17 protein-coding genes are annotated in these 20640 nt (G+C 61.3%); 9 read left to right on the forward strand and 8 right to left on the reverse strand.

All coding sequences use genetic code 11. The annotated features are described in order from the left end of the window. From nrdR to HJC04_RS23760, 5 genes are all read right to left on the reverse strand, one after another. Positions 1-477, reverse strand: coding sequence for a transcriptional regulator NrdR (gene nrdR / locus HJC04_RS23740; RefSeq protein WP_003547190.1), 477 nt, complete (start codon positions 475-477; stop codon positions 1-3). A gap of 9 nt (positions 478-486) precedes the next feature. Further along, on the reverse strand, positions 487-1785 hold the full coding sequence (glyA, locus tag HJC04_RS23745; RefSeq protein ID WP_210628368.1) for a serine hydroxymethyltransferase: 1299 nt from the start codon (positions 1783-1785) through the stop codon (positions 487-489). Positions 1786-2003: 218 nt separating this feature from the next. Next, positions 2004-3305 (reverse strand): murein L,D-transpeptidase, encoded by a 1302-nt coding sequence (locus HJC04_RS23750; RefSeq protein WP_210628369.1) that lies wholly within the window; start codon positions 3303-3305, stop codon positions 2004-2006. Positions 3306-3739: 434 nt separating this feature from the next. Then, positions 3740-4255 carry a transcriptional regulator LdtR gene (gene ldtR / locus HJC04_RS23755; protein ID WP_210628370.1) on the reverse strand — a complete coding sequence of 172 codons (516 nt, stop codon included), beginning with the start codon at positions 4253-4255 and terminating at the stop codon, positions 3740-3742. Positions 4256-4384: 129 nt separating this feature from the next. Then, the gene (locus tag HJC04_RS23760) at positions 4385-4822 is read right to left on the reverse strand and encodes a DUF6163 family protein (protein WP_210628371.1); all 438 of its coding nucleotides are present in this window, start codon (positions 4820-4822) and stop codon (positions 4385-4387) included. Between the two features lie 131 nt (positions 4823-4953). Here HJC04_RS23760 and hemB point away from each other — a divergent pair, with 131 nt between their 5' ends. From hemB to HJC04_RS23780, 4 genes are all read left to right on the forward strand, one after another. Then, complete coding sequence (gene hemB, locus HJC04_RS23765; protein ID WP_221147286.1) at positions 4954-5967, forward strand: porphobilinogen synthase; 1014 nt, start codon at positions 4954-4956, stop codon at positions 5965-5967. Positions 5968-6041: 74 nt separating this feature from the next. Beyond that, positions 6042-6500, forward strand: a complete 459-nt coding sequence (locus tag HJC04_RS23770; RefSeq protein ID WP_221147287.1) for an RDD family protein — start codon at positions 6042-6044, stop codon at positions 6498-6500. 195 nt (positions 6501-6695) lie between these two features. Next, positions 6696-7472 (forward strand): arginyltransferase, encoded by a 777-nt coding sequence (locus HJC04_RS23775; RefSeq protein WP_011424835.1) that lies wholly within the window; start codon positions 6696-6698, stop codon positions 7470-7472. A gap of 353 nt (positions 7473-7825) precedes the next feature. Continuing rightward, complete coding sequence (locus HJC04_RS23780; protein ID WP_221147288.1) at positions 7826-8707, forward strand: DMT family transporter; 882 nt, start codon at positions 7826-7828, stop codon at positions 8705-8707. 81 nt (positions 8708-8788) lie between these two features. Here the strand turns inward: HJC04_RS23780 and HJC04_RS23785 are convergent, their stop codons facing one another. Both HJC04_RS23785 and parC read right to left on the reverse strand, forming a co-directional pair. Further along, positions 8789-9247, reverse strand: a complete 459-nt coding sequence (locus tag HJC04_RS23785; protein ID WP_184453111.1) for an SRPBCC domain-containing protein — start codon at positions 9245-9247, stop codon at positions 8789-8791. A gap of 222 nt (positions 9248-9469) precedes the next feature. After that, positions 9470-11725, reverse strand: a complete 2256-nt coding sequence (gene parC, locus HJC04_RS23790) for a DNA topoisomerase IV subunit A (protein WP_221147289.1) — start codon at positions 11723-11725, stop codon at positions 9470-9472. Positions 11726-11961: 236 nt separating this feature from the next. Between parC and HJC04_RS23795 the strand changes: the two genes are divergently transcribed. Beyond that, the gene (locus tag HJC04_RS23795; protein WP_221147290.1) at positions 11962-13149 is read left to right on the forward strand and encodes a hypothetical protein; all 1188 of its coding nucleotides are present in this window, start codon (positions 11962-11964) and stop codon (positions 13147-13149) included. A gap of 133 nt (positions 13150-13282) precedes the next feature. Here the strand turns inward: HJC04_RS23795 and aspS are convergent, their stop codons facing one another. After that, positions 13283-15073, reverse strand: a complete 1791-nt coding sequence (aspS, locus tag HJC04_RS23800; protein ID WP_221147291.1) for an aspartate--tRNA ligase — start codon at positions 15071-15073, stop codon at positions 13283-13285. Positions 15074-15328: 255 nt separating this feature from the next. On the opposite strand from aspS, the gene HJC04_RS23805 reads away from it, so the two are divergent. The 4 genes from HJC04_RS23805 (at position 15329) to HJC04_RS23820 (ending at position 20600) form a co-directional block, all read left to right on the forward strand. Continuing rightward, on the forward strand, positions 15329-16720 hold the full coding sequence (locus tag HJC04_RS23805) for a multicopper oxidase family protein (RefSeq protein WP_221147292.1): 1392 nt from the start codon (positions 15329-15331) through the stop codon (positions 16718-16720). A 131-nt stretch (positions 16721-16851) separates the two neighbouring features. Continuing rightward, entirely contained in the window at positions 16852-17997 is a 1146-nt protein-coding gene (gene rnd, locus HJC04_RS23810; protein WP_210628379.1) for a ribonuclease D, read from the forward strand. Positions 17998-18074: 77 nt separating this feature from the next. Further along, positions 18075-19136 (forward strand): adenylate/guanylate cyclase domain-containing protein, encoded by a 1062-nt coding sequence (locus tag HJC04_RS23815; protein WP_210628380.1) that lies wholly within the window; start codon positions 18075-18077, stop codon positions 19134-19136. A 105-nt stretch (positions 19137-19241) separates the two neighbouring features. After that, on the forward strand, positions 19242-20600 hold the full coding sequence (locus HJC04_RS23820; protein WP_221147293.1) for an esterase-like activity of phytase family protein: 1359 nt from the start codon (positions 19242-19244) through the stop codon (positions 20598-20600). Positions 20601-20640 lie beyond the last annotated feature (40 nt).

Below are 20640 nucleotides of genomic sequence, written 5' to 3' on the forward strand. Positions count from 1 at the left end.
TCATCTGTCCAGCGGGTCGCGGGCGATCTTGGCGTTGATTTCGGAAATGACCTTCTCGAAATCCTCGGCAAGCGAGAAATCCCGGTAGACCGAGGCGTAACGCACGAAGCCGACATCGTCGAGGCTCTTCATGGCTTCCAGCACCTGCAAGCCGATTTGCTCGGAGGAGATTTCCGTCTCGCCGGAACTCTCAAGCCGGCGGACGATGCCGGAAACGGCGCGCTCGATGCGATCCCGCTCGACGGGGCGTTTGCGGAGCGCCACTTCGAAGGAGCGCACCAGTTTGTCACGATCGAAGGGCACCTTGCGGCCAGTCTTCTTGATGACCATCAGCTCGCGCAGCTGGACGCGCTCGAAGGTGGTGAAGCGGCCGCCGCAATCCGGACAGATACGCCGCCGGCGGATGGACGTGTTGTCCTCCGCCGGACGCGAATCCTTGACCTGGGTATCTTCCGAACCGCAATAGGGGCAGCGCATCGCTACTCCTTACCCCATGTAGCCATACATGGGGAAGCGGTCTGTGAGGTTGACCACCTTGCCGCGCACGGCGGCTTCAACGGCGGCGTTGCCGTCATCGGAATTGGCGACCTTCAGGCCGTCGAGAACCTCGACGATCAAATTGCCGATCTCGCGGAATTCGGCTTCCTTGAAGCCGCGCGTCGTGCCGGCCGGTGCGCCCAAACGCACGCCTGACGTGACGAAGGGCTTTTCCGGGTCGAAGGGAATGCCGTTCTTGTTGCAGGTGATATAGGCGCGGCCGAGAGCTGCCTCGGCGCGCTTGCCGGTGGCGTTCTTCTTGCGCAGGTCAACGAGCATCAGGTGGTTGTCGGTGCCGCCGGAGACGACGTCGAGGCCGCCTGCGATCAGCGTCTCGGCCAGCGCCCGGGCGTTCTTGACGATCTGAGCGGCGTAATCCTTGAATTCCGGCTGCAGCGCCTCGCCGAAGGCGACGGCCTTGGCAGCGATGATGTGCATCAACGGACCACCCTGCAGGCCCGGGAAGACAGCCGAATTGAACTTCTTGGCGAGATCCTCTTCATTGGTGAGGATGACGCCGCCGCGCGGGCCGCGCAGCGACTTATGCGTCGTCGTCGTCGCGACATGGCAATGCGGGAACGGCGACGGATGCTGGCCACCGGCGACGAGGCCGGCGATGTGAGCCATGTCGACCATCAGATAGGCGCCGACGCTGTCGGCGATCTCGCGGAAGCGCTTCCAGTCCCAGATGCGGGAATAGGCGGTGCCGCCGGCGATGATCAGCTTCGGCTTGTGCTCTTCGGCTTTGCGGGCGACTTCATCCATATCGAGCAGGTTGTCGCCTTCGCGCACGCCGTAGGAAACGACGTTGAACCACTTGCCCGACATGTTGACCGGCGAACCATGCGTCAGGTGGCCGCCCGAATTCAGGTCGAGACCCATGAAGGTGTCACCGGGCTGCAGCAGCGCCAGGAACACGGCTTGGTTCATCTGCGAGCCGGAATTCGGCTGGACGTTGGCGAAATTGACGCCGAACAGCTTCTTGGCGCGCTCGATCGCCAGTTCCTCGGCGATATCGACGAACTGGCAGCCGCCGTAATAACGCTTGCCCGGATAACCCTCGGCATATTTGTTGGTCATGATGGAGCCCTGGGCTTCCAGCACGGCGCGGGAGACGATGTTCTCGGAAGCGATCAGTTCGATCTCGTGCCGTTGGCGACCGAGTTCCTTTCCGATCGCGCCGAAAATTTCCGGATCAACGTCCGCAAGCGAGCGATTGAAGAAGGATTCGGTGGAAGCATTGGTCATGGGCGGGCTCCTCAACTGGAATGCGCTGAGGTATTAGCCTTCCGCCGTGGCAAGGGCAATACGAAGAACGACATTTGCTGAGCAAAGCGCGCGCTCCGGCCATTTTGCGACAGCGCGGCGCCGATGAATGGCGGCCGCATGACGCAGCGCCCTGCCCGGCATAAAAAAACCGCGCCCTCGAGGCGCGGTTCTCAAAATCACGATGCTGAGGTCGCCGCTTACTGAACCGGCTGTTCCATGCCGGCCGTGGTGTCGAGTGCGAGCTCGGCATTGCCGTCCATCTGATAGATGTCGTCGCGAAACTGGACGATGCCGTCGGGCATGCCCCAGGCGGAGATGTAGACGAAATAGACCGGAACTTCGGTGGCGAGCTTGATCGGCGTGTTGACGCCGCTTGCGATCACCTGTTCCATCTGCTGGCGGTTCCAGCCCGGCGTCTCGCGCAGCAACCAGGTCGACAGGTCGCGCACGTTCTGAACGCGGACGCAGCCCGACGATTCGAAACGCATGAGCTTGTTGAACAGGCCCTGCTGCGGCGTGTCGTGCATGTACTCGCCGTTCTTGTTGTAGAAGTTGATCTTCGTCGACGCCATGGCGTTGATCTTGCCCGGGTCCTGGCGAAACATCAGGTTCGGCGCCTCGCCGTTCCAATCGACAGTCTCCGGAGAAACCTCATTGCCCTTGCCGTCGATCAGGCGGATCGCGTTCTTTTCGAGATATGTCGGATCCTTGCGCATCAGCGGCATGATGTCCTTTTCGACGATCGAGCGCGGCGCGGTCCAGTAGGGGTTGAGGATGACTTCGTAGATCTTCGAGTTGACGAGATGCGTCGGTCGGCTCAGACGGCCGACGACCGCGGTGTGGCGCGTCGCAACGCTGCCGTCTTCGACGGCCTCGACATAGGCGGCCGGAATGTTGACCATTAGGTGGCGGCGGCCAAGATCTTCCGGGAAGGTCTGCAGGCGGACCAGATTGGTGTTCAACTGCTGCAGGCGGACATCGGCCGGAATGTTCATCGCCTTCAGCGTGAACTCGCCGAGAACGCCGTCGGACGGCAGGCCGTGACGCGCCTGGAAGCGCTTGACGGCGCCGTCGACATAGGAATCGAAGGCGTTCGACATGCCTGCCTCGCGCGGCAGGTCGCCGGTGATCGCAAGGCGCTGGCGCAGCGCCTGGACGGCGGGAGAGGAAACGCCGAGCTGCAGGCGCTGATCACCGGGATTGACTTCCGGCCAGCCGCCGGCTGCCGCAATCTGCTGATACTGCATGATCGCCTGCTGTGCGCTCGCGACCGATTGGGGACCGAGGATCGGCGTATTGGAAACGACGGCGGTCGCCGTGCGCGAAGCCGCCTTGGCATCGAACTGGTCGTCCCAGTTGCCGCGGCGCGGCGCGTTGATCAGCGTATCGAGCGCCGACTGCGCCAATGCCGGCGCGGCCATAGCGCTGGCGCCAATCGTTGCCGCGGACGCAAGGAAAGCGCGGCGCGAGAGAGCTTCATTTCCGTTTTTCTTCGACATAGTCCCAACCACTGAATGCCGCATGCAAGGAAGCGCGGCGCTTTGCGATATCACTGCGCCGTAACGCAGATCCCTATCCATTCGTTCTCCCGGCACATCGGAAAATCCTGCCCCGCATCACAAGACTGCGATGCGGAAGCCTGAACGTTCCTGGTCCATTGAAAGCGCCGGTTGCTAACCTTCCGCTGCCACACCAATATGGCCAATTCGTGTTGCCGGGACCGCAGATCGCTGCCGATGGCCGAGTCATCACGCAACGAACCATGTGACGAGGTAAATCGTGCCGGTTAATAACGGCTAAAAAACGGCTTGAATACCGGCCCTTACGCTTGCCTGCCATGCGTTGCAAAGATGCCACGCGGGCGCAAACGGCAAAACCGGACGCGCAGGGAACGCATCCGGTTTTCTTCAACCCTGAAAGGAGGTCGAGGGTCTTAGAGGCGATACATGATCGAGTCGTTCCAGAAGCGGTCGAGCCGCTGGAGCAGCTTGTTCATCTGGGTGAACTCGTCGGTGCCGATGCCGCCGACCTTGTCGATCGAGGCGATGTGGCGTTCGTAGAGCTTGGCGACCGTTTCGGCGATGTCCTGGCCGGTGTCGGTCAGGCTGATGCGGACCGAGCGGCGGTCGATGCGGGAGCGCTGGTGGTTGATGAAGCCGAGGTCGACCAGCTTCTTCACGTTGTAGGAAACGTTGGAGCCGAGATAGTAGCCACGGGAGCGCAGCTCGCCGGCGGTCAGCTCGGAATTGCCGATGTTGAAAAGGAGCAGCGCCTGGATGGCGTTGACGTCGCTGCGACCCTGGCGGTCGAACTCGTCCTTGATGACGTCGAGAAGACGGCGATGAAGACGTTCGACCAGATGAAGGGATTCCATGTAAAGATCACGGATGCCCTGATCCTGCTGGTCACGGAAGTTGGATACCGCCTGCGGCTTGATTTTCGTGTTCATATTGACTGCCTCACTGTTTGTTTGGCGGTGTCGTTTTCTTCCCGCCTTGAGTGAGACCCTATCGAATACATATAAAATTCGACTTAAACCGCAGGCTTAATGGAGCCTTACCGGAAACTCCACGTTGTCTCAGGGTAAATCAACACTTACCTGGCGGCGGTGCCGGCGCTTTTCCAGCCAGAGCAACAGGCGGAATATGCAGTAGACCGCGGCGACCATGAGATGCAGCAGAATGATCAGCTTGTTGGGTCCGAAGATATCAGGCAGCAGGCCATACATCAGGATCTGCCCGCCTGCTGCCAGCACCCAGATAACCGGCCCCCAGGAGACGGTAAGCCAGAGGCCGAGGGAGGCGACGGGGAAAAGCACGGCAAGGCTGGTGCTCGCCACCTTCCACGGCAGGTTCAAAAGATCGAAGCGGCCGGCGCCGACCAAGGAATAGCCGACGAGCATCGCCCAATATTGGAGACCGAACCAGAAGCAGGATACGGCCACCAGCCTCAGGAGGAGGATGAAGAGAAGATCCGCCAGCGTGCGTTTCGGTAGTGTCGGGGATTCGGTTTCCATGGCGCAAACATCGGTTCGGGATCGGATCGTTACAAGCAGTTTTTCCGCCGCGGCCAATCGTCCGGTTTGGATTTTCCGGGCGCCATGATAATGAGCGCTCCGATAAATGGAATGGGCCAGGGACAGATATCATGCAAGATAAGACGCATCTCGTCGACGACATCACCGGCCATCGCCGCATGCGGCGCAACCGCAAGGCGGACTGGACGCGCCGGCTGGTGCAGGAGAACCGGCTGACGGTCGACGACCTGATCTGGCCGATCTTCATCGTGCCGGGTTCCGGCATCATCGATCCGATCCCGGCCATGCCCGGCGTCAACCGCATGAGCATCGACAAGGCCGTCGAGGCCGCCCGCGAAGCGGCAGATCTCGGCATTCCGGCGCTGGCGACCTTTCCCAATATCGAGATGGAGCTACGTGACGAGACAGGCTCGAACAGCCTCGAGGCCAACAATCTGATCAATAAGGCCACGGCGGCGATCAAGAAGGCGGTGCCGGAGATCGGTGTCATCACCGACATCGCGCTCGACCCCTTCACCAGCCATGGCCATGACGGCATTCTGAGAGACGGCGAGATCGTCAACGACGAGACGGTCGATCAGGTGGCGCGCGCTGCCGTGATGCAGGCCGATGCTGGCGCCGACATCATCGCGCCGTCGGAGATGATGGACGGGCGCATCGGCGCCATCCGCATGGCGCTCGATGCCGCCGGCCACCAGAGCGTCGGCATCATGAGCTATGCAACGAAATTCGCCTCTGCCTTCTACGGCCCCTATCGCGAGGCGATCTCGACAGGCGGCCTGCTGATAGGCGACAAGAAGACCTATTATATCGACCCGGCCAACGGCACCGAGGCGATCCGCGACGCCGCCCTCGACGTCGAGGAAGGCGCCGACATGCTGATGGTCAAGCCCGGCCTGCCTTATCTCGACATCTGCTGGCGGATGAAGGAGGCCTTCGGCCTGCCGACCTTCGCCTACCAGGTTTCCGGTGAGTATACGCAGATCAAGGCGGCAGCGATGAACGGCTGGATCGACGGCGAGCGGGCGATGCTCGAAACGCTGCTGTCGTTCAAGCGGGCGGGATGCGACGGCATCCTCACCTATTTCGCGGTCGAGGTGGCGAAAATTCTCGCAAAGAGGTGATTTCGGGGCGAATGATTGTATTTCGCCCCGCCGACACCATATCAGCGGCGTCGCTTTTGCGAGAGGAGATCGAGATGAGCTACAACCCCAATCCGCTTTATGCCGCACCGGAGGACTGGCGCGCCTATAGCGGCGTGTTGAGCCGCCGTGTGTTTGCCTTCATGCTCGATTACCTCATCGTGGCGCTGCTGTGCATTCCCGCGGCGATCGTTCTGTTCTTCCTTTCGATCGTCACGCTCGGCCTCGGCTTCTTCCTCTACCCTGCCCTCTTCGTCATCGTCGCCGGCCTTTACTTCGGCCTGACCGTCGGCGGACCGAGCCAGGCTTCGCTCGGCATGCGGGCAATGGGGATTGCGATCGTGCGCGTCGATGGACGGCCGATGGATTTCCTGACGGCGATCGTGCATCTGGCGCTGTTCTGGATCCTCAACTCGGTGCTGACGCCGCTCATCCTGCTTGCCGGCCTGTTTATCGAGCGCAGCCGTCTCATCCACGACCTACTGGTCGGCACGGTGACAGTGCGCACTGCCTGAGATCCTGCTGCCTGGGACCTGGTGGCGGAGACGAAAAAACTCTCCGCCTTCCCTGTACCGGGGATCACGATGCTCCATATCCAAAATTAGAAGACTGAAATGAAGGGCGGAGACCGCCGCGCTGTTGACGTTTTCTATTCTTAGGTCATGCTGTCAGAAAACGGCACTGTCTCGACAAGGAAACTTCCGCGACAAATGAATACGCAGACGACGCCATCCCCGCAGTTTTATCTGACGGCTCCGGCTGCGTGTCCGTATCTGCCGCATGAGATGGAGCGCAAGGTCTTCACCCATCTGGTCGGCCCGCGGGCCGCCGAGATGAACGACATCCTCACCCAGGGCGGGTTCCGCCGCTCGCAGAACATCGCTTACCGCCCGGCCTGCGAATCCTGTCGCGCCTGCGTTTCCGTGCGGATTCTCGCCCAGGAATTCGAACCGACGAAATCGATGAAACGGGTGCTTGCCGCCAATTCCGACGTCATCGCCACCGAATTCGCAGCCCAGCCTTCCAGCGAGCAATATTCACTCTTCCGGCGCTATCTCGATTTCCGCCACCAGCAGGGCGGCATGTCCGACATGACCGTGCTCGATTATGCGATCATGGTGGAAGACACGCATGTGAACACGCGAATCATCGAATACCGCCGGCGCGAGGAAGGCTCCGGGCTGGAGGAGCGGCCGAAGGGCGAACTGCTTGCCGCCGCACTCACCGACACGATGAGCGACGGGCTGTCGATGGTCTATTCCTATTTCAATCCGGCGCTCGAGCGGCGTTCGCTCGGCACATTCATGATTCTCGACCATGTCAGGCGCACGAAAGCGCTCGGCCTGCCGCATGTCTACCTCGGCTACTGGGTTCAGGGTTCACGAAAAATGGACTATAAGACCCGTTTCCAGCCGCAGGAGCATCTCACTCCGCGCGGCTGGGAGCGTTTCGACCCCTCCTCCATGCCCGAAAGCACCCACGATTAGAGCCTTTCCCGGTCAGCTTGGAGCATTCTGTTGGCTCAAACGGAGTCGGATGGTCGACCGGCCGGCGCGCGTCGTAGCCCAGATCTACGGCCAAGCCGGCCGGTCGAGCAGGCGGCCCGTTTCAGCCAACCCTCCCCCAGATTTGCCAGGCAAATCTGCAAGACTAAAAAATCGCCGGACGCACTTGTCGCTTCGCCATGGCGAAGCGGTGCGGCCGGTGGGTCGGGCATCTCTAGCCAGGGCAGAGGCGATCGGCTCGGACGTACTTGGGGGTATGCCCGTCGCCAATCGCTTCTGCCCTGACGAAAACCTGCTCCGGCAGAATGCTTCAAGCTGACCAGCAAAGGCTCTAAATGCTCCCCACCGCTCTTTCCAATCATCGGAAGGGCCTGCTGCTGACGGCGATCGGCGGGCTGGCGCTTTCCATGGATATCCCGCTCGTCCGCCTTGGCGACGGTGACATCTGGTCGATTCTCGGAATGCGGAGCGCAGCAACGGTCGTCGCCACGCTCGTCATATTAGGAGCAATGCGCCTGGTTTCGGGCAAGTGGCCGGTTCTCGTTCCGGGGCGACCCGGTTTGCTCGCCGGTCTGCTCTACGGTCTCTCTTCCCTCACCTTCGTGCTGGCCGTCTTCAATACGGCCACAGCCAATGTCGTCTTCATCGTCGCCTTCAACCCGATGTTCGGAGCTCTTCTTTCCTGGATTTTCCTCAAGGAGAAGCCTCCGGCCGCAACGCTGGTCGCGATGCTGTTCATGATATCAGGCGTCGGATTGATCGTGAGCGAAGGACTTTCCAGCGGCCATGTTTTTGGCGACGCCATGGCGCTTCTCAGCGCGCTCATTCTTGCCGCAGCCATTACGGTCGGGCGTGCCTCTCGCCGGCAAATGGGCTTCGTGCCGCTGCTTGCCGCCATCCTGCCGGCTGTACTCGGCCTCACGCAGGCTCTGCCCTCAGGGCTTGCCATCGTCCATCCCGGCTGGATCCTCTTCAACGGCGCCATCGTGATGCCGGTCGCCTTCTGGTGCCTGGCGACAGGACCACGTTATCTGTCCGCGGCTGAAGTCGGCATGTTCTATCTCTTGGAAACGGTGCTGGCGCCGATCTGGGTCTGGCTGATCTTTGCCGAAACGCCCGCGACCATGACACTCGTCGGCGGCGGCATCCTGACGGCGACAATCGCCGTGCATTCCCTCTGGATGGCGCGACGCAAGAGCGTCAGGCAAGTCTCATGATGTGACGTTGTCGCTTGCCTGGCCCCATGTCATACAACGATGAAGGAGCGACGCGCTTCCCTTGGGACTTCAGCGTGCCGCTCAACCGGTAGCCTTCAACTGCTGCTGTTCCAGTTCCCGGCCGAGGGCTTCGACGACATGCGCCCAGCCTTGCCGCGTTTTCTCCTCGTGTGCGGCCCATTCGGCGCACATTTCGTGGGTCAATGTAAGCCGGCTGCCGCCGCCGAGAGGCTCGATGTCGATTTCGACGCGATCGCAATTGTGGTCGTGCTCCTCGACGGAAAAGCTGAAGACCATGCGTTGCGGGCGCTTCAATTCCAGAAAGACGCCCTGATGAAAGGCGTCGCCGGTCGGGCGGCGGTCAACGACGAAGAAACGGCCGCCGACACGCGGGTCGATGTCGGCACGGATGACATGTCCATCATCGGTCGCAAACAGGAAGCGGCGGGCAATTTCGGGGTTGAGCCAGGCGTCGTAGACCACAGCGGGCGGGGCCTTGTAGGTCTGGCTGACATGCAATTTGATGGTGCTGGCGGGCATCGATTTTCCTCCGGTAGGGGCACGGGCGCCTTCTCGAGGCGCAACGGACCACAGCCGCTCCGTCCGCCCACGCAACCGGCCTTCTCTTATTTTGATAACAGCAATGAGATAGAGAAGTTCCCACGCCCGCCAAGAGCCGAGCGCGGAATTTAATTCGACAGAAAATCAAGGCGTTACGACGGTCCTTTGCGCGCCTGGACAGGTGCGCGGCGCCGTAAAGCCTCAGCCGGCGAATTTGCCGCTGCGCGGGAAGCCCTTCGGCACGGTGCGGCCGGCGCTAGCGCGATCGCCCAGCCATTCGGCCAGCTCGTCCTTGTTCTTCGTGAAGGTGCGGCCGGCGCTGTCTTCCCAGACGAGGCCGTCTGATATTGCGAAGCAGCGGACATCGGAAATGCCGCCATCCTTGTAGCGCTGCAGGCGCACGCCCTTGCCGCGCGACATTTCCGGCACCTGCGCGAGCGGGAAGACCAGCAGCTTGCGGTTCTCGCCGACGACGGCAACATGATCGCCGCTAACCGGCACCAGCAGCTGCGTTTCCTCCGGCAGCGCGACATTCATGATCTGCTTGCCTTTGCGCGTATTGGCGACCAGCTCCGCCTCTGGAACGACGAAACCGTTGCCCGCCGTCGACACGATCAGTTGCTTGCGCGCGGAATCATGGACGAAGGCGGTCAGCACCGCCTGGTCGTTATCCATGTCGACCATGATACGCAACGGCTCGCCGTGGCCGCGTCCGCCCGGCAGCTTGTCACCACCGAGCGTGAAGGCCTTGCCGCCTGTCGTGACGATCAGGATCTTGTCCGTCGTCTGCGCCGGGAAGGCCACCTTCAAGCCGTCCCCTTCCTTGAAGGTCAGCGTCGCGGTGTCGGCGATGTGGCCCTTCAGGGCGCGGATCCAGCCCTTTTCGGATATGACGACCGTGATCGGCTCCTTCTCGATCATCGCCTGCTGGATCGCCTCTTCATCGGCCTCAGGCGCGTCGGCGAACTGGGTGCGGCGGCGGCCGACCTCGGTCGCCTTGGCGAATTTCTTCTTCACCTCGCCGATTTCCCAGGCAACCGTCTGCCACTGCTTGTCGTCCGAGGCAAGCAGCGCCTCGATCTCGCTCTTTTCCTTGGTGAGTTCGTCAAACTCCTTGCGGATCTCGAATTCTTCCAGTTTGCGCAGGGCGCGCAGCCGCATGTTGAGGATCGCTTCGACCTGATTGTCGGTCAGATCCCATCGCGCCATCATGACCGGCTTCGGCTCGTCTTCCTCGCGAATGATCCGGATCACCTCATCGATGTTGAGGTAGGCGATCAACAGACCGCCGAGGATCTCGAGACGCTTGTCGATTGCGGCCAGGCGGAAGCGCGACCGGCGCTGCAGGACTTCGCGACGGTGGTCCAGCCACTCCTTCAGCACATCGTTCAGCGCCATGACTTTGGGGATGCGCCCCATGGACAGAACGTTCATGTTGAGCGGAAAGCGGCTTTCGAGCTCCGTCAGCTTGAACATCGATTCCATCAGGATGGTCGGATCGACGCTGCGGGACTTCGGCGCCAGGACGATGCGAATGTCCTCGGCCGATTCATCGCGGATGTCTTCCAGCAGCGGCAGCTTGCGGGCGATCAGCAGCTCGGCGATCTTCTCGATCAGCCGCGATTTCTGCACCTGAAAGGGAATTTCGGTGATGACGATCTGATAGCCGCCGCGACCGAGATCCTCCGTCTGCCATTTCGCCCGCACGCGAAAACCGCCGCGGCCGGTGCGGTAGCTCTCGATGATGCTGTCGCGGCTGTCGATGATAATGCCGCCTGTGGGGAAATCCGGGCCGGGAATGAATTCGACGAGCTTTTCGATGGTCGCATCGGGATGCTTGATCAGATGCAGGGCGGCGTCGCAAAGCTCATGCGCATTGTGAGACGGGATCGAGGTCGCCATGCCGACGGCGATGCCGGAGGAGCCGTTGGCGAGCAGGTTCGGGAAGGCGCCGGGAAGCACGACCGGCTCGGAATTCGATTCGTCGTAGGTGTCGCGGAAATCGACCGCATCCTGATCGATGCCTTCGAGCAGCAGTTCGGAGACCGCCGTCATCTTCGATTCGGTGTAACGCATGGCGGCGGGGCTGTCGCCGTCTATATTGCCGAAATTGCCCTGGCCGTTGACCAGCGTATAACGCTGCGAGAAATCCTGGGCGAGACGGGCAAGCGCGTCGTAGATCGACTGGTCGCCATGCGGATGGTAGTTACCCATCACTTCGCCGACGATCTTGGCGCATTTTCTGAAGGCCGAAGTAGGCCTCAGCCCCATCTCGTTCATCGCGTAGACGATGCGGCGATGGACAGGCTTCAGCCCGTCGCGCACGTCAGGCAGCGCGCGGTGCATGATGGTCGACAGCGCATAGGCAAGGTAACGCTGCTCGAGCGCCGCCTTGAGGTCGACCGGCTGGATGTTGTCGTCGTCTCCGCCGGAAGGCGGCAAAATCTCTTGTCCCATGGGCCTTGACTAGCCCAGAAGTGGCCGGCGGGCAAGGAATCCGGCCTATTGCAGCTGTGGATGAAGTCTTGGGGGCGACATCAAAGGATGAGACAAACGTTCCGCCGCAATTTGGACTTCGTTTGCCGTTCCCTTCAACAGAAATTTAGAAGTCCGCAAATATAAAGCGGCCCCAATCCGTAGTAGCGTAACTGCAGATTTCCAAACCGCCACACGCCACCAGAGGAATCACCCTTATGAACATTTATCGGACAACGCGGCTGATGCTGTCGGGCGCAGCCTTTTTCTCGCTCGCCGGCTCGGCCTTGGCCCTCGACGGCAATGATCTGCTGAAGAAGCTCAATGCCGCCTATGCCGCACAGGGCGGAACGATTTCGGCTGACGGCGTCGATATCAATGGCACCACCGTGACCTTAAAGAAAGTCAGCATCAAACCGGCCGGCAACGAGAGCTTCGCCATCGGCGAAGTCACCCTGTCCGGCGTGGAGGAAGATGAGGAAGGTGGCTATTACATCGAAGAGGCCGCCTTCCCCGATATCAACACGACGAAAGACGGCGTCACCATGACCGCACAAGAGCTGACGCTCGGCGGCATTTCCATTCCGGCGACAGCCGGCGGCGACAGCCTCGACACAATGATGCTCTACGAAACCGCCCATACCGGCCCGCTGAAGGTGGTCAAGGACGGCGCGGAAGTGTTCTCGCTACTGCAAAGCGACATGAACCTGACGCTGCGCGAGGACGAATCCGGCTTCGATTTCGACGGCGCCTTCAAAAGCATGAAGGCCGACCTCACCAAGGCCGACGATCCGCAGGGCAAGGATGCGATCGAGAAGCTTGCGCTACAGCACGTCCAGGGTGACATCACCATGAAAGGGGCCTGGGAGCTCGGGCCCGGCACGTTCGACGTTTCGGAAATCGCCTTCGACTTCACGAACATCGGCAAGCTCAACCTCGGCTTCAAGATCTCCGGCTATACGATGGCCTTCATGAAATCACTGCAGGATGCGGTGAAGGAATCGGAATCCAATCCGAACACGGAACAGTCGCAGCAGGCGCTCGGCCTTGCCATGCTCGGCCTGATGCAGCAGCTGTCCTTCGAGGGCGCTCACGTGCGCTTCGAAGATGCCTCGATCACCAAGCGGGCGCTCGATTACGCCGGTTCGCAGCAGAACATGTCAGGCAAGCAGATGGCGGATTCGCTGAAGGCGATGACGCCGATCATGCTGGCGCAGCTCAATATCCCGGAACTGCAGAACGCCGTTTCGGCCGCCGTCAACACCTTCCTCGACGACCCCAAGAGCTTGACGGTGAAGGCCGCTCCTGAAAAGCCGGTGCCGTTCCCGACGATCGTCGGCGCCGCGATGGGCGCTCCGAACACGCTGCCGCAGGTGCTCGGCGTCAAGGTTTCGGCCAACGACTGATCGCTCAAATTGCAAGAAAGGGCCCGACAGTTCCGCTGCCGGGCCCTTTCTTGTTTCAAATCAGACGATCCGCGCAAACAAAAGGCCCGGCGTTTGCGGCCGCCGGGCTTTTCCATTCGACGCTGAGCTGAACTCAGTCCTTCTTGACCGGCGGGATCGGCCGGATCGCGAGTTCTCGCAGCTGCGTCGGGGTTGCCGGGGTCGGCGCGCCCATCAGCAGGTCCTGGGCCTGCTGGTTCATCGGGAACAGCGAGATCTCACGCAGGTTCTTGGCGCCGACGAGCAGCATGACGATTCGGTCGATGCCGAAGGCGGCGCCGCCATGCGGAGGCGCGCCGTACTGGAAGGCGCGGTAGAGGCCGCCGAAGCGGTCCTCGACGTCCTGCTGGCTGAGACCGACCTTCTCGAAGGCGGCGACCATGGTTTCCGGCGACTGGTTGCGGATCGAACCCGAGGCGATCTCGAAGCCGTTGCAGACGGCGTCGTACTGGAAGGCCTTGATCGTCAGGGGATCCTGGTTCCTGAGCGCATCGAGGCCACCCTGCGGCATCGAGAACGGGTTGTGGGCGAAATCGACCTTCTTTTCCTCGTCGTTCCATTCGAAGAATGGGAAGTCGACGATCCAGCAGAGCTCGAAGCGGTCGCGGTCGACGAGGTTGAGTTCTTCGCCGGCCTTGGTGCGGGCCTCACCCGCAAACTTGTAGAATTTTTCCGGCTCTCCGGCGACGAAGAAGCACGCGTCGCCGTCGCCAAGACCAAGTTGGGTCCGGATCGCATCGGTGCGCTCCTCGCCGATGTTCTTGGCAAGTGGTCCGGCGCCTTCGAGCTTCTCGCCTTCCTTGCGCCAGAAGATGTAGCCGAGGCCCGGCTGGCCCTGGCTCTGCGCCCAGGCGTTCATGCGGTCGCAGAAAGCACGCGAGCCGCCTGTCTTGGCCGGGATCGCCCAGACCTGGACCTTCGGGTTGGAGGCGATCATGCCGGCGAAGACTTTAAAGCCCGAGCCGGCGAAATGTTCGGTCACCGCTTCCATGACGATCGGGTTGCGCAGATCGGGCTTGTCGGAGCCGTATTTGCGGATCGCCTCGTCATAGGGGATGCGCGGCCATTCCTTGGTGACCGGCTTGCCTTCGGCAAACTCTTCGAACACCTTGGTCATCAGCGGACCCATGGTGTCCCAGACGTCTTCCTGGGTGACGAAGCTCATTTCGAGGTCGAGCTGGTAGAATTCGCCAGGCAAGCGGTCGGCGCGCGGGTCTTCGTCACGGAAGCACGGCGCGATCTGGAAGTAACGGTCGAAACCTGCGACCATGAGCAGTTGCTTGTACTGCTGCGGCGCCTGCGGCAGAGCGTAGAAGGTGCCGGGATGAATACGGCTCGGCACGAGGAAGTCGCGCGCGCCTTCGGGCGAGGAGGCTGTGAGGATCGGCGTGGTATATTCGGTAAAGCCCGCGCCGCCCATTTCACGGCGCATGGCCGAAATCACCTGGGTGCGCTTGACGATGTTTTTGTGCAGGGTTTCGCGGCGAAGATCGAGGAAGCGATACTTGAGGCGAACGTCTTCCGGATAATCAGGCTCACCGAAGACCGGCAGCGGCAATTCCTTGGCGGCGGAGAGCACTTCGATCTCCTGCGCGTAGAGCTCGATCTCGCCGGTCGCCATGTTCTTGTTGACGGTCTCTTCGGTACGGGCTTTGACGAGGCCGTCGATGCGGATGACCCATTCGCCACGCACGGTTTCCGCCGTCTTGAAGGCAGGGCTATCCGGGTCGGCGACGACCTGGGTGATGCCGTAATGGTCGCGAAGGTCGATGAAGAGAACGCCACCATGGTCGCGAACGCGATGGACCCAGCCGGCGATGCGGACGGTCGAGCCGACATCCGTCTTGCGGAGGGCGGCGCATGTGTGGCTGCGGTAGCGATGCATGATCTCAAATCCTGGCATGTGGCTGAAGACGGCAGCAGGGGTTCGAAGACCCTCCCGCGCCGACAAGAAAATCGGGCGGAAAAGCGCATGGACGCTCCGATTTGTCAAGGCTTGGCGCGCCCCGCCCCTGGGTTTGGCATGCGTTTATGGCAAGGCTGCGACCCGCAGGCTGCGGCAGTTTGGCCGCATTTCCCATATTGATGAAGATGCGGCTCAACTTTAAAAGGATCAGCATTCCCATCCTGGAGCCGCCGCATGCCTCTGCTGACCCGCCGCAACCTTCTGAAGGCATCCGCCGTCGCGGGCGCATATGGCGCAGGCATGGCCATTGCGGGCAAATTCGGACTGGCCGAGGCGGCGTCGGAACCGCAGCTGCTGACGGCTGTGAAAACCGAGGCCATCCTGACCGAGGCGAGTCCGACTCGGGATGTCATGAGCTGGGGCCATGACGGCATGCCGCCGGTTCTGAGAATGACCAAGGGGCGGCCCTACGCGGCAAGGCTGAAGAACGGACTCGATGAGCCGACGACGATCCATTGGCACGGGCTTCGTATCGACAACCGCATGGATGGCGTGCCCTTCGTGACGCAGCCCTATATCTATACCGGCGACAGCTTCGACTATGCCTTCACGCCGCCCGATGCCGGCACCTTCTGGTACCATCCGCATTGCAACACGCTGACGCAGATGGGACATGGCATGACCGGCATGCTCGTCGTCGAGGATCCGGCTGATCCGGAATTCGATGCCGAGGTGTTGCTCAATCTGCGCGACTGGCGTCTCGGAGGCGACGGGCAGTTCATCGCGCCCTTCCGGCCGCGCGACGCTGCCAAGAGCGGCACCTACGGCACGGTGCGCACGGCCAACTGGCGCCAGGAGCCGCAATATGACGCCCCGGCCGGCGGGTTGGCGCGGCTGCGCATTGCCATCACCGACGTGACGCGCATCTTCTTGCTGAAGATGGCGGGCGCAGATGCGACCGTCATCGCAATCGACGGCAATCCGGTGCCGAAACGCTTCCCCCTCGACCTCCTGCAGATCGGGCCGGGCCAGCGGCTCGATCTTGTGGTGCGCATGCCGGACGATGAAGGCGCCGTCGCGACACTGGAAGACATTCGCGGCACGGCGCCGAAGACGATCGCCAGCCTGCGTGCGGTCGGGGCATCGCTGAAGCGCGACATCGGCGATCTCGGGCCTCTTGGCCAGAATCCTGTTCCGAAGGCCGATCTTTCCGTTGCCGAACAGATCCCGCTGGTCTTGAGCGCCACTGCGGAAAATGCCGCCGTGGAAAGCATCTGCGGCACGCTCGGCTACAGCTTCTGGGCGATCAACAAGGTGCCGTGGCCCGGAGACACGCCCGATCCGACGGCGCCGCTGGCGGAACTGAAGCTCGGCAGAAGCTATGTCTTCAACCTCGAGAACACCACGCCGCACGCGCATCCGATCCATCTGCACGGGATGAGTTTCACGGTGATCTCCTCCTCGGCGCGGGAGGCGATGCCGCTGGTGTCCGACACCTACCTCGTCCAGCCGGACGAGAAAGTGCAATTGGCTTTTGTCGCCGACAATCCCGGCGACTGGGTGCTGCATTGCCACATCATCGAGCATCAGAAGACGGGAATGACCAGCTATATCAGAGTGAGCTGAAGCATTCCCTGTGCCTCAGTTTGGACGTGATTCTTCTTCAGCAATGCTTGAAGCGTATGCTGTTGTATTGACATATCGAAGCGAAAGGAGAAGGAAGGTTCAACCAACCTTTTCCTTGCGAATGAAATGATATGATCGAAACCACCGCCGATTTGGCGGCCGCCTGCAAAGAGCTGGCCAAGTCCGACTTCATCACCATCGACACCGAATTCCTGCGTGAGACGACGTTCTGGCCGGAGCTCTGCCTGATCCAGATGGCAAGCCCGACATTGGAAGTACTCGTCGACCCGCTGGCGAAGGGCATCGATCTCGCTCCCTTCTTCGAGCTGATGGCGGACACCAAGGTGTTGAAAGTCTTTCACGCGGCGCGTCAGGACATCGAAATCATCTTCAATCGCGGCAATCTCATTCCGCATCCGATCTTCGACACGCAGGTCGCCGCCATGGTCTGCGGTTTCGGCGACAGCGTCTCCTATGACCAGCTGGTCAGCCGCATCAAGAACGTCCATATCGACAAGTCGTCGCGCTTCACCGACTGGAGCCGCCGGCCGCTCTCCGAAAAGCAGCTGGAATATGCGCTGGCCGACGTCACCCATCTGCGCGACGTCTACCTGTCGCTGAAGGCGGAACTCGATCGCGAAGGCCGCACGTCGTGGCTGCGCGAGGAAATGGACATTCTCGAGGCGCGCGAGACCTACGACATGCATCCCGACGACGCCTGGCAGCGTCTGAAGATGCGCCTGCGCAAGCCGCAGGAGCTGGCAATCCTGAAATACGTCGCCGCCTGGCGTGAGCGCGAGGCGCGGGCCCGTAACGTGCCGCGTTCGCGCGTTTTGAAGGACGATGCGATCTATGAGATCGCCCAGCAGCAACCCAGGGATTCCGAAGCGCTCGGCCGCCTGCGCACCATTCCGAAGGGCTGGGAGCGTTCGGCCGCCGGGACGGCAGTCGTCGAAGCGGTCAATGCGGCGCTCGCCCTTCCGAAAGCCGAGATGCCGCATGTGCCACGTCAGGCACAGGCCCCGGAGGGCGCAGCTGCCGCCGTCGAACTCTTAAAGGTGCTGCTGAAGCTGATCTCGGAAAAACATGGGGTGGCGCCGAAGGTGATCGCCAACAGCGAGGATCTCGACAAGATTGCCGCCGATGGCGAGAAGGCCGATGTCGCTGCCCTGCACGGCTGGCGGCGCGATCTTTTCGGCGAGCCGGCGCTGCAGCTGATCCAGGGCCAGATCGGATTGCGATTCGCCGGCCGGAAGGTTGAAACCGTCGCACTCTGACACCAAATCGAATTCGCTCAACGCCATTTTCCCAACCGAAAACAATGGCGGAGACACTGCGAAGCGAAGGGCGCGGCATGCGGGAAATTTCTCCGACGCAGAACTGGATCCTGATCGTCATCGTTCTCGCGGCGAGCGGCGTCGTCTATGATTCGATGTTCTATTCGGAGCAGACGCCGGTCGTCGGGGCGATCTTCGCGCTGTTCATCGGCATGCCGATCATTGCCTTCGAGCGCAAGGTGCTGTTCCGCGGACTCTACAGACGCATCCAGAAGCTACCGACCTTCGCCTTCATCATAACCGAACTGGCGATCTACGAAATTCTGATGAGCATTGGCTTTGCCTGCGCCGGGCTGCTGCTTCGCTCGGTCGGCGTGCTGAAGCCGACGTCGCTCCTCGATCTCGTCATCATGCCGTTCGACGTCTTCCTTTATGCACTTGTCGTCTGCTTGGCGCTGATCTTCATCCTGCGCGTGCGCGAACTGCTCGGCCGCGAAGTATTCACCAGCATGCTCATCAGCCGCTATCGCAATCCGGTCAAGGAAGAGCGGGTCTTCCTGTTCATCGATCTCGTCGATTCGACGGCTTTTGCCGAAAAACACGGCGACCTCAGGGCGCAGCAGCTGCTGAGCTCGCTGTTTGCGACTTTCGCCGAGCCGGTCAGACGCCACAAGGGCATGATCAACGACTATGTCGGCGATGCGGCGATCATTACCTGGCCGCTGGCCCGCGGCGTCAAGGATGCGCGCTGCGTTCGCTGCATCTTCGATATCCTCGCCGATATCGAAGCCAATGCCGCCGGCTGGCGGAAAAATTACGGCCAGGTGCCGAAGCTTCACGTTGCACTTCATGGCGGCGAGATCATCACGGCGGAAGTCGGCGTCGACCACCACAAGATCAGCTATTTTGGCGATACGGTGAATACGACCGCCCGGCTGGAGACGCTCTGCCGCAGCCTGAACCGGCAGGTGCTGATCTCCGCGGAACTGGCCCGGCGCATGACCTTTCCCGATGACATTTCCTGCGAGGATCTCGGGATCCATGCCGTCAAGGGACGCGGCCAGGCACTCGGCGTCATGGCGCTGTCCTCGCGTGCGGTGACCGTTCTGAACACGCCCGCAGTCGTTCTGCACGGCTGAGCAAGTCCATTTATCACCCGTCACCAAAGCTTCACCCAACCGTCAATTCGCTGACACGGAAGCCCTGTTAAGCGGAAGCCATTCGCATCCGTCCATGGGGATATTATGAAGAACGTCCTTTTTGCTTCCATATCGCTTTTCATCCTGATTGCCGGCCCCGTTTCGGCCGACCAGCAGCAGTTCCCGGCCAAGCTCACCGGCCAGGCGATCCTGCCAGCCAATACCATGGTTCCGGCTCCGGCCGACGCCCCCGAATTTCTCAAGCATTCCGGCAAGTTCACGACGCCGGACCGCAAGCGCAGCGAAGCTCTCGGCGCCGTTCCAGGCAAGGACGGCGCGCGCGTGACCGACCTCAAGCTTCCGTTCGACGGCCAGCCGATCCAAGGTTTCTCAGGCATCAAGACGATGGCTGACGGGACCTTCTGGACGCTCTCCGACAACGGCTTCGGTTCGAAAGCCAACTCTTCCGACTCCATGCTGTTCCTGCATCAGATGAAGTTCGACTGGACTGCCAACAAGGCTGAGGTCGTCAAGAACCTCTTCCTCTCCGATCCAAACAAGATCGCCCCGTTCCCGCTCGTGCTCGAAGGCACGGAAAAGCGTTACCTTACCGGCGCCGACTTCGACATCGAATCGATCCAGCCGGATGCCGACGGCTTCTGGCTGGGCGACGAGTTCGGTCCCTATCTCCTCAAGGTCGATACCGAAGGTCGCCTGACGGACGTGATCCCGACGATGCTCGACGGCAAGCCGGTGCTTTCGCCCGACAACCCGCTGATCCAGCTGCCTGGCAATCCGGCCGCCAAGATGCCGGTCTTCAACCTGAAGCGCTCCGGCGGCTTCGAAGGCCTTGCCATGTCGAAGGACGGATCCAAGCTCTACGGCCTGCTCGAAGGCGCCATCTACGAGGATGACGGCACGATGGAAACGGCTGACGGCCATACGGCCATCCGCGTCATAGAATTCGACGCTGGCTCCAAGAAGTGGACAGGCCGCAGCTGGCTTTATCCATTCGAAGACAAGGGTGTATCGATCGGGGATTTCAACATGCTCGACGACTCCACCGCTCTCGTCATCGAGCGCGACAGCGGCGCCGGCACCAGCGACAAGGCCTGCTCCGACCCGAAGCAGCCGAAGCCGGATTGCTTCGAAGCTCCGGCGGTGCTGAAGCGCGTCTACAAGATCGAATTCAACGACGCCAACCTCGGCAAGGCCGTCCGCAAGATCGGTTACATCGATCTCCTTGATATTCAGGACCCCGACAACAAGAAGCAGGCCGGCAGCAAGGATGGCGTCTATGACATGCCGTTCGTCACCATCGAAAACGTCGACCGCGTCGACGCCACCCACATCATCATCGGCAATGACAACAACCTGCCCTTCTCGGCCGGCCGCGCTGTCGACAAGGCCGACAATAACGAGTTCAGCCTGCTCGAGGTTGGCGAGTTTTTGAACGCGAAGTGAGCAGAAAACCCTGAGGACATCCGGAGGGTGGTGCGGTCAG

Source organism: Rhizobium sp. NLR8a, assembly GCF_019685235.1.
GTDB lineage: Bacteria > Pseudomonadota > Alphaproteobacteria > Rhizobiales > Rhizobiaceae > Rhizobium.

Bases quoted from the DNA above. Each gene is read 5' to 3' on its own strand.
- rnd (WP_210628379.1), top strand. From the start codon at position 16,852: ATGATCGAAACCACCGCCGATTTGGCGGCCGCCTGCAAAGAGCTGGCC.
- HJC04_RS23750 (WP_210628369.1), bottom strand. From the start codon at position 3,305: ATGTCGAAGAAAAACGGAAATGAAGCTCTCTCGCGCCGCGCTTTCCTT.
- HJC04_RS23795 (WP_221147290.1), top strand. From the start codon at position 11,962: ATGAACATTTATCGGACAACGCGGCTGATGCTGTCGGGCGCAGCCTTT.
- HJC04_RS23780 (WP_221147288.1), top strand. From the start codon at position 7,826: ATGCTCCCCACCGCTCTTTCCAATCATCGGAAGGGCCTGCTGCTGACG.
- glyA (WP_210628368.1), bottom strand. From the start codon at position 1,785: ATGACCAATGCTTCCACCGAATCCTTCTTCAATCGCTCGCTTGCGGAC.
- HJC04_RS23760 (WP_210628371.1), bottom strand. From the start codon at position 4,822: ATGGAAACCGAATCCCCGACACTACCGAAACGCACGCTGGCGGATCTT.
- hemB (WP_221147286.1), top strand. From the start codon at position 4,954: ATGCAAGATAAGACGCATCTCGTCGACGACATCACCGGCCATCGCCGC.
- HJC04_RS23785 (WP_184453111.1), bottom strand. From the start codon at position 9,247: ATGCCCGCCAGCACCATCAAATTGCATGTCAGCCAGACCTACAAGGCC.
- HJC04_RS23805 (WP_221147292.1), top strand. From the start codon at position 15,329: ATGCCTCTGCTGACCCGCCGCAACCTTCTGAAGGCATCCGCCGTCGCG.
- ldtR (WP_210628370.1), bottom strand. From the start codon at position 4,255: ATGAACACGAAAATCAAGCCGCAGGCGGTATCCAACTTCCGTGACCAG.
- nrdR (WP_003547190.1), bottom strand. From the start codon at position 477: ATGCGCTGCCCCTATTGCGGTTCGGAAGATACCCAGGTCAAGGATTCG.
- HJC04_RS23770 (WP_221147287.1), top strand. From the start codon at position 6,042: ATGAGCTACAACCCCAATCCGCTTTATGCCGCACCGGAGGACTGGCGC.
- aspS (WP_221147291.1), bottom strand. From the start codon at position 15,073: ATGCATCGCTACCGCAGCCACACATGCGCCGCCCTCCGCAAGACGGAT.
- HJC04_RS23775 (WP_011424835.1), top strand. From the start codon at position 6,696: ATGAATACGCAGACGACGCCATCCCCGCAGTTTTATCTGACGGCTCCG.
- HJC04_RS23820 (WP_221147293.1), top strand. From the start codon at position 19,242: ATGAAGAACGTCCTTTTTGCTTCCATATCGCTTTTCATCCTGATTGCC.
- HJC04_RS23815 (WP_210628380.1), top strand. From the start codon at position 18,075: ATGCGGGAAATTTCTCCGACGCAGAACTGGATCCTGATCGTCATCGTT.
- parC (WP_221147289.1), bottom strand. From the start codon at position 11,725: ATGGGACAAGAGATTTTGCCGCCTTCCGGCGGAGACGACGACAACATC.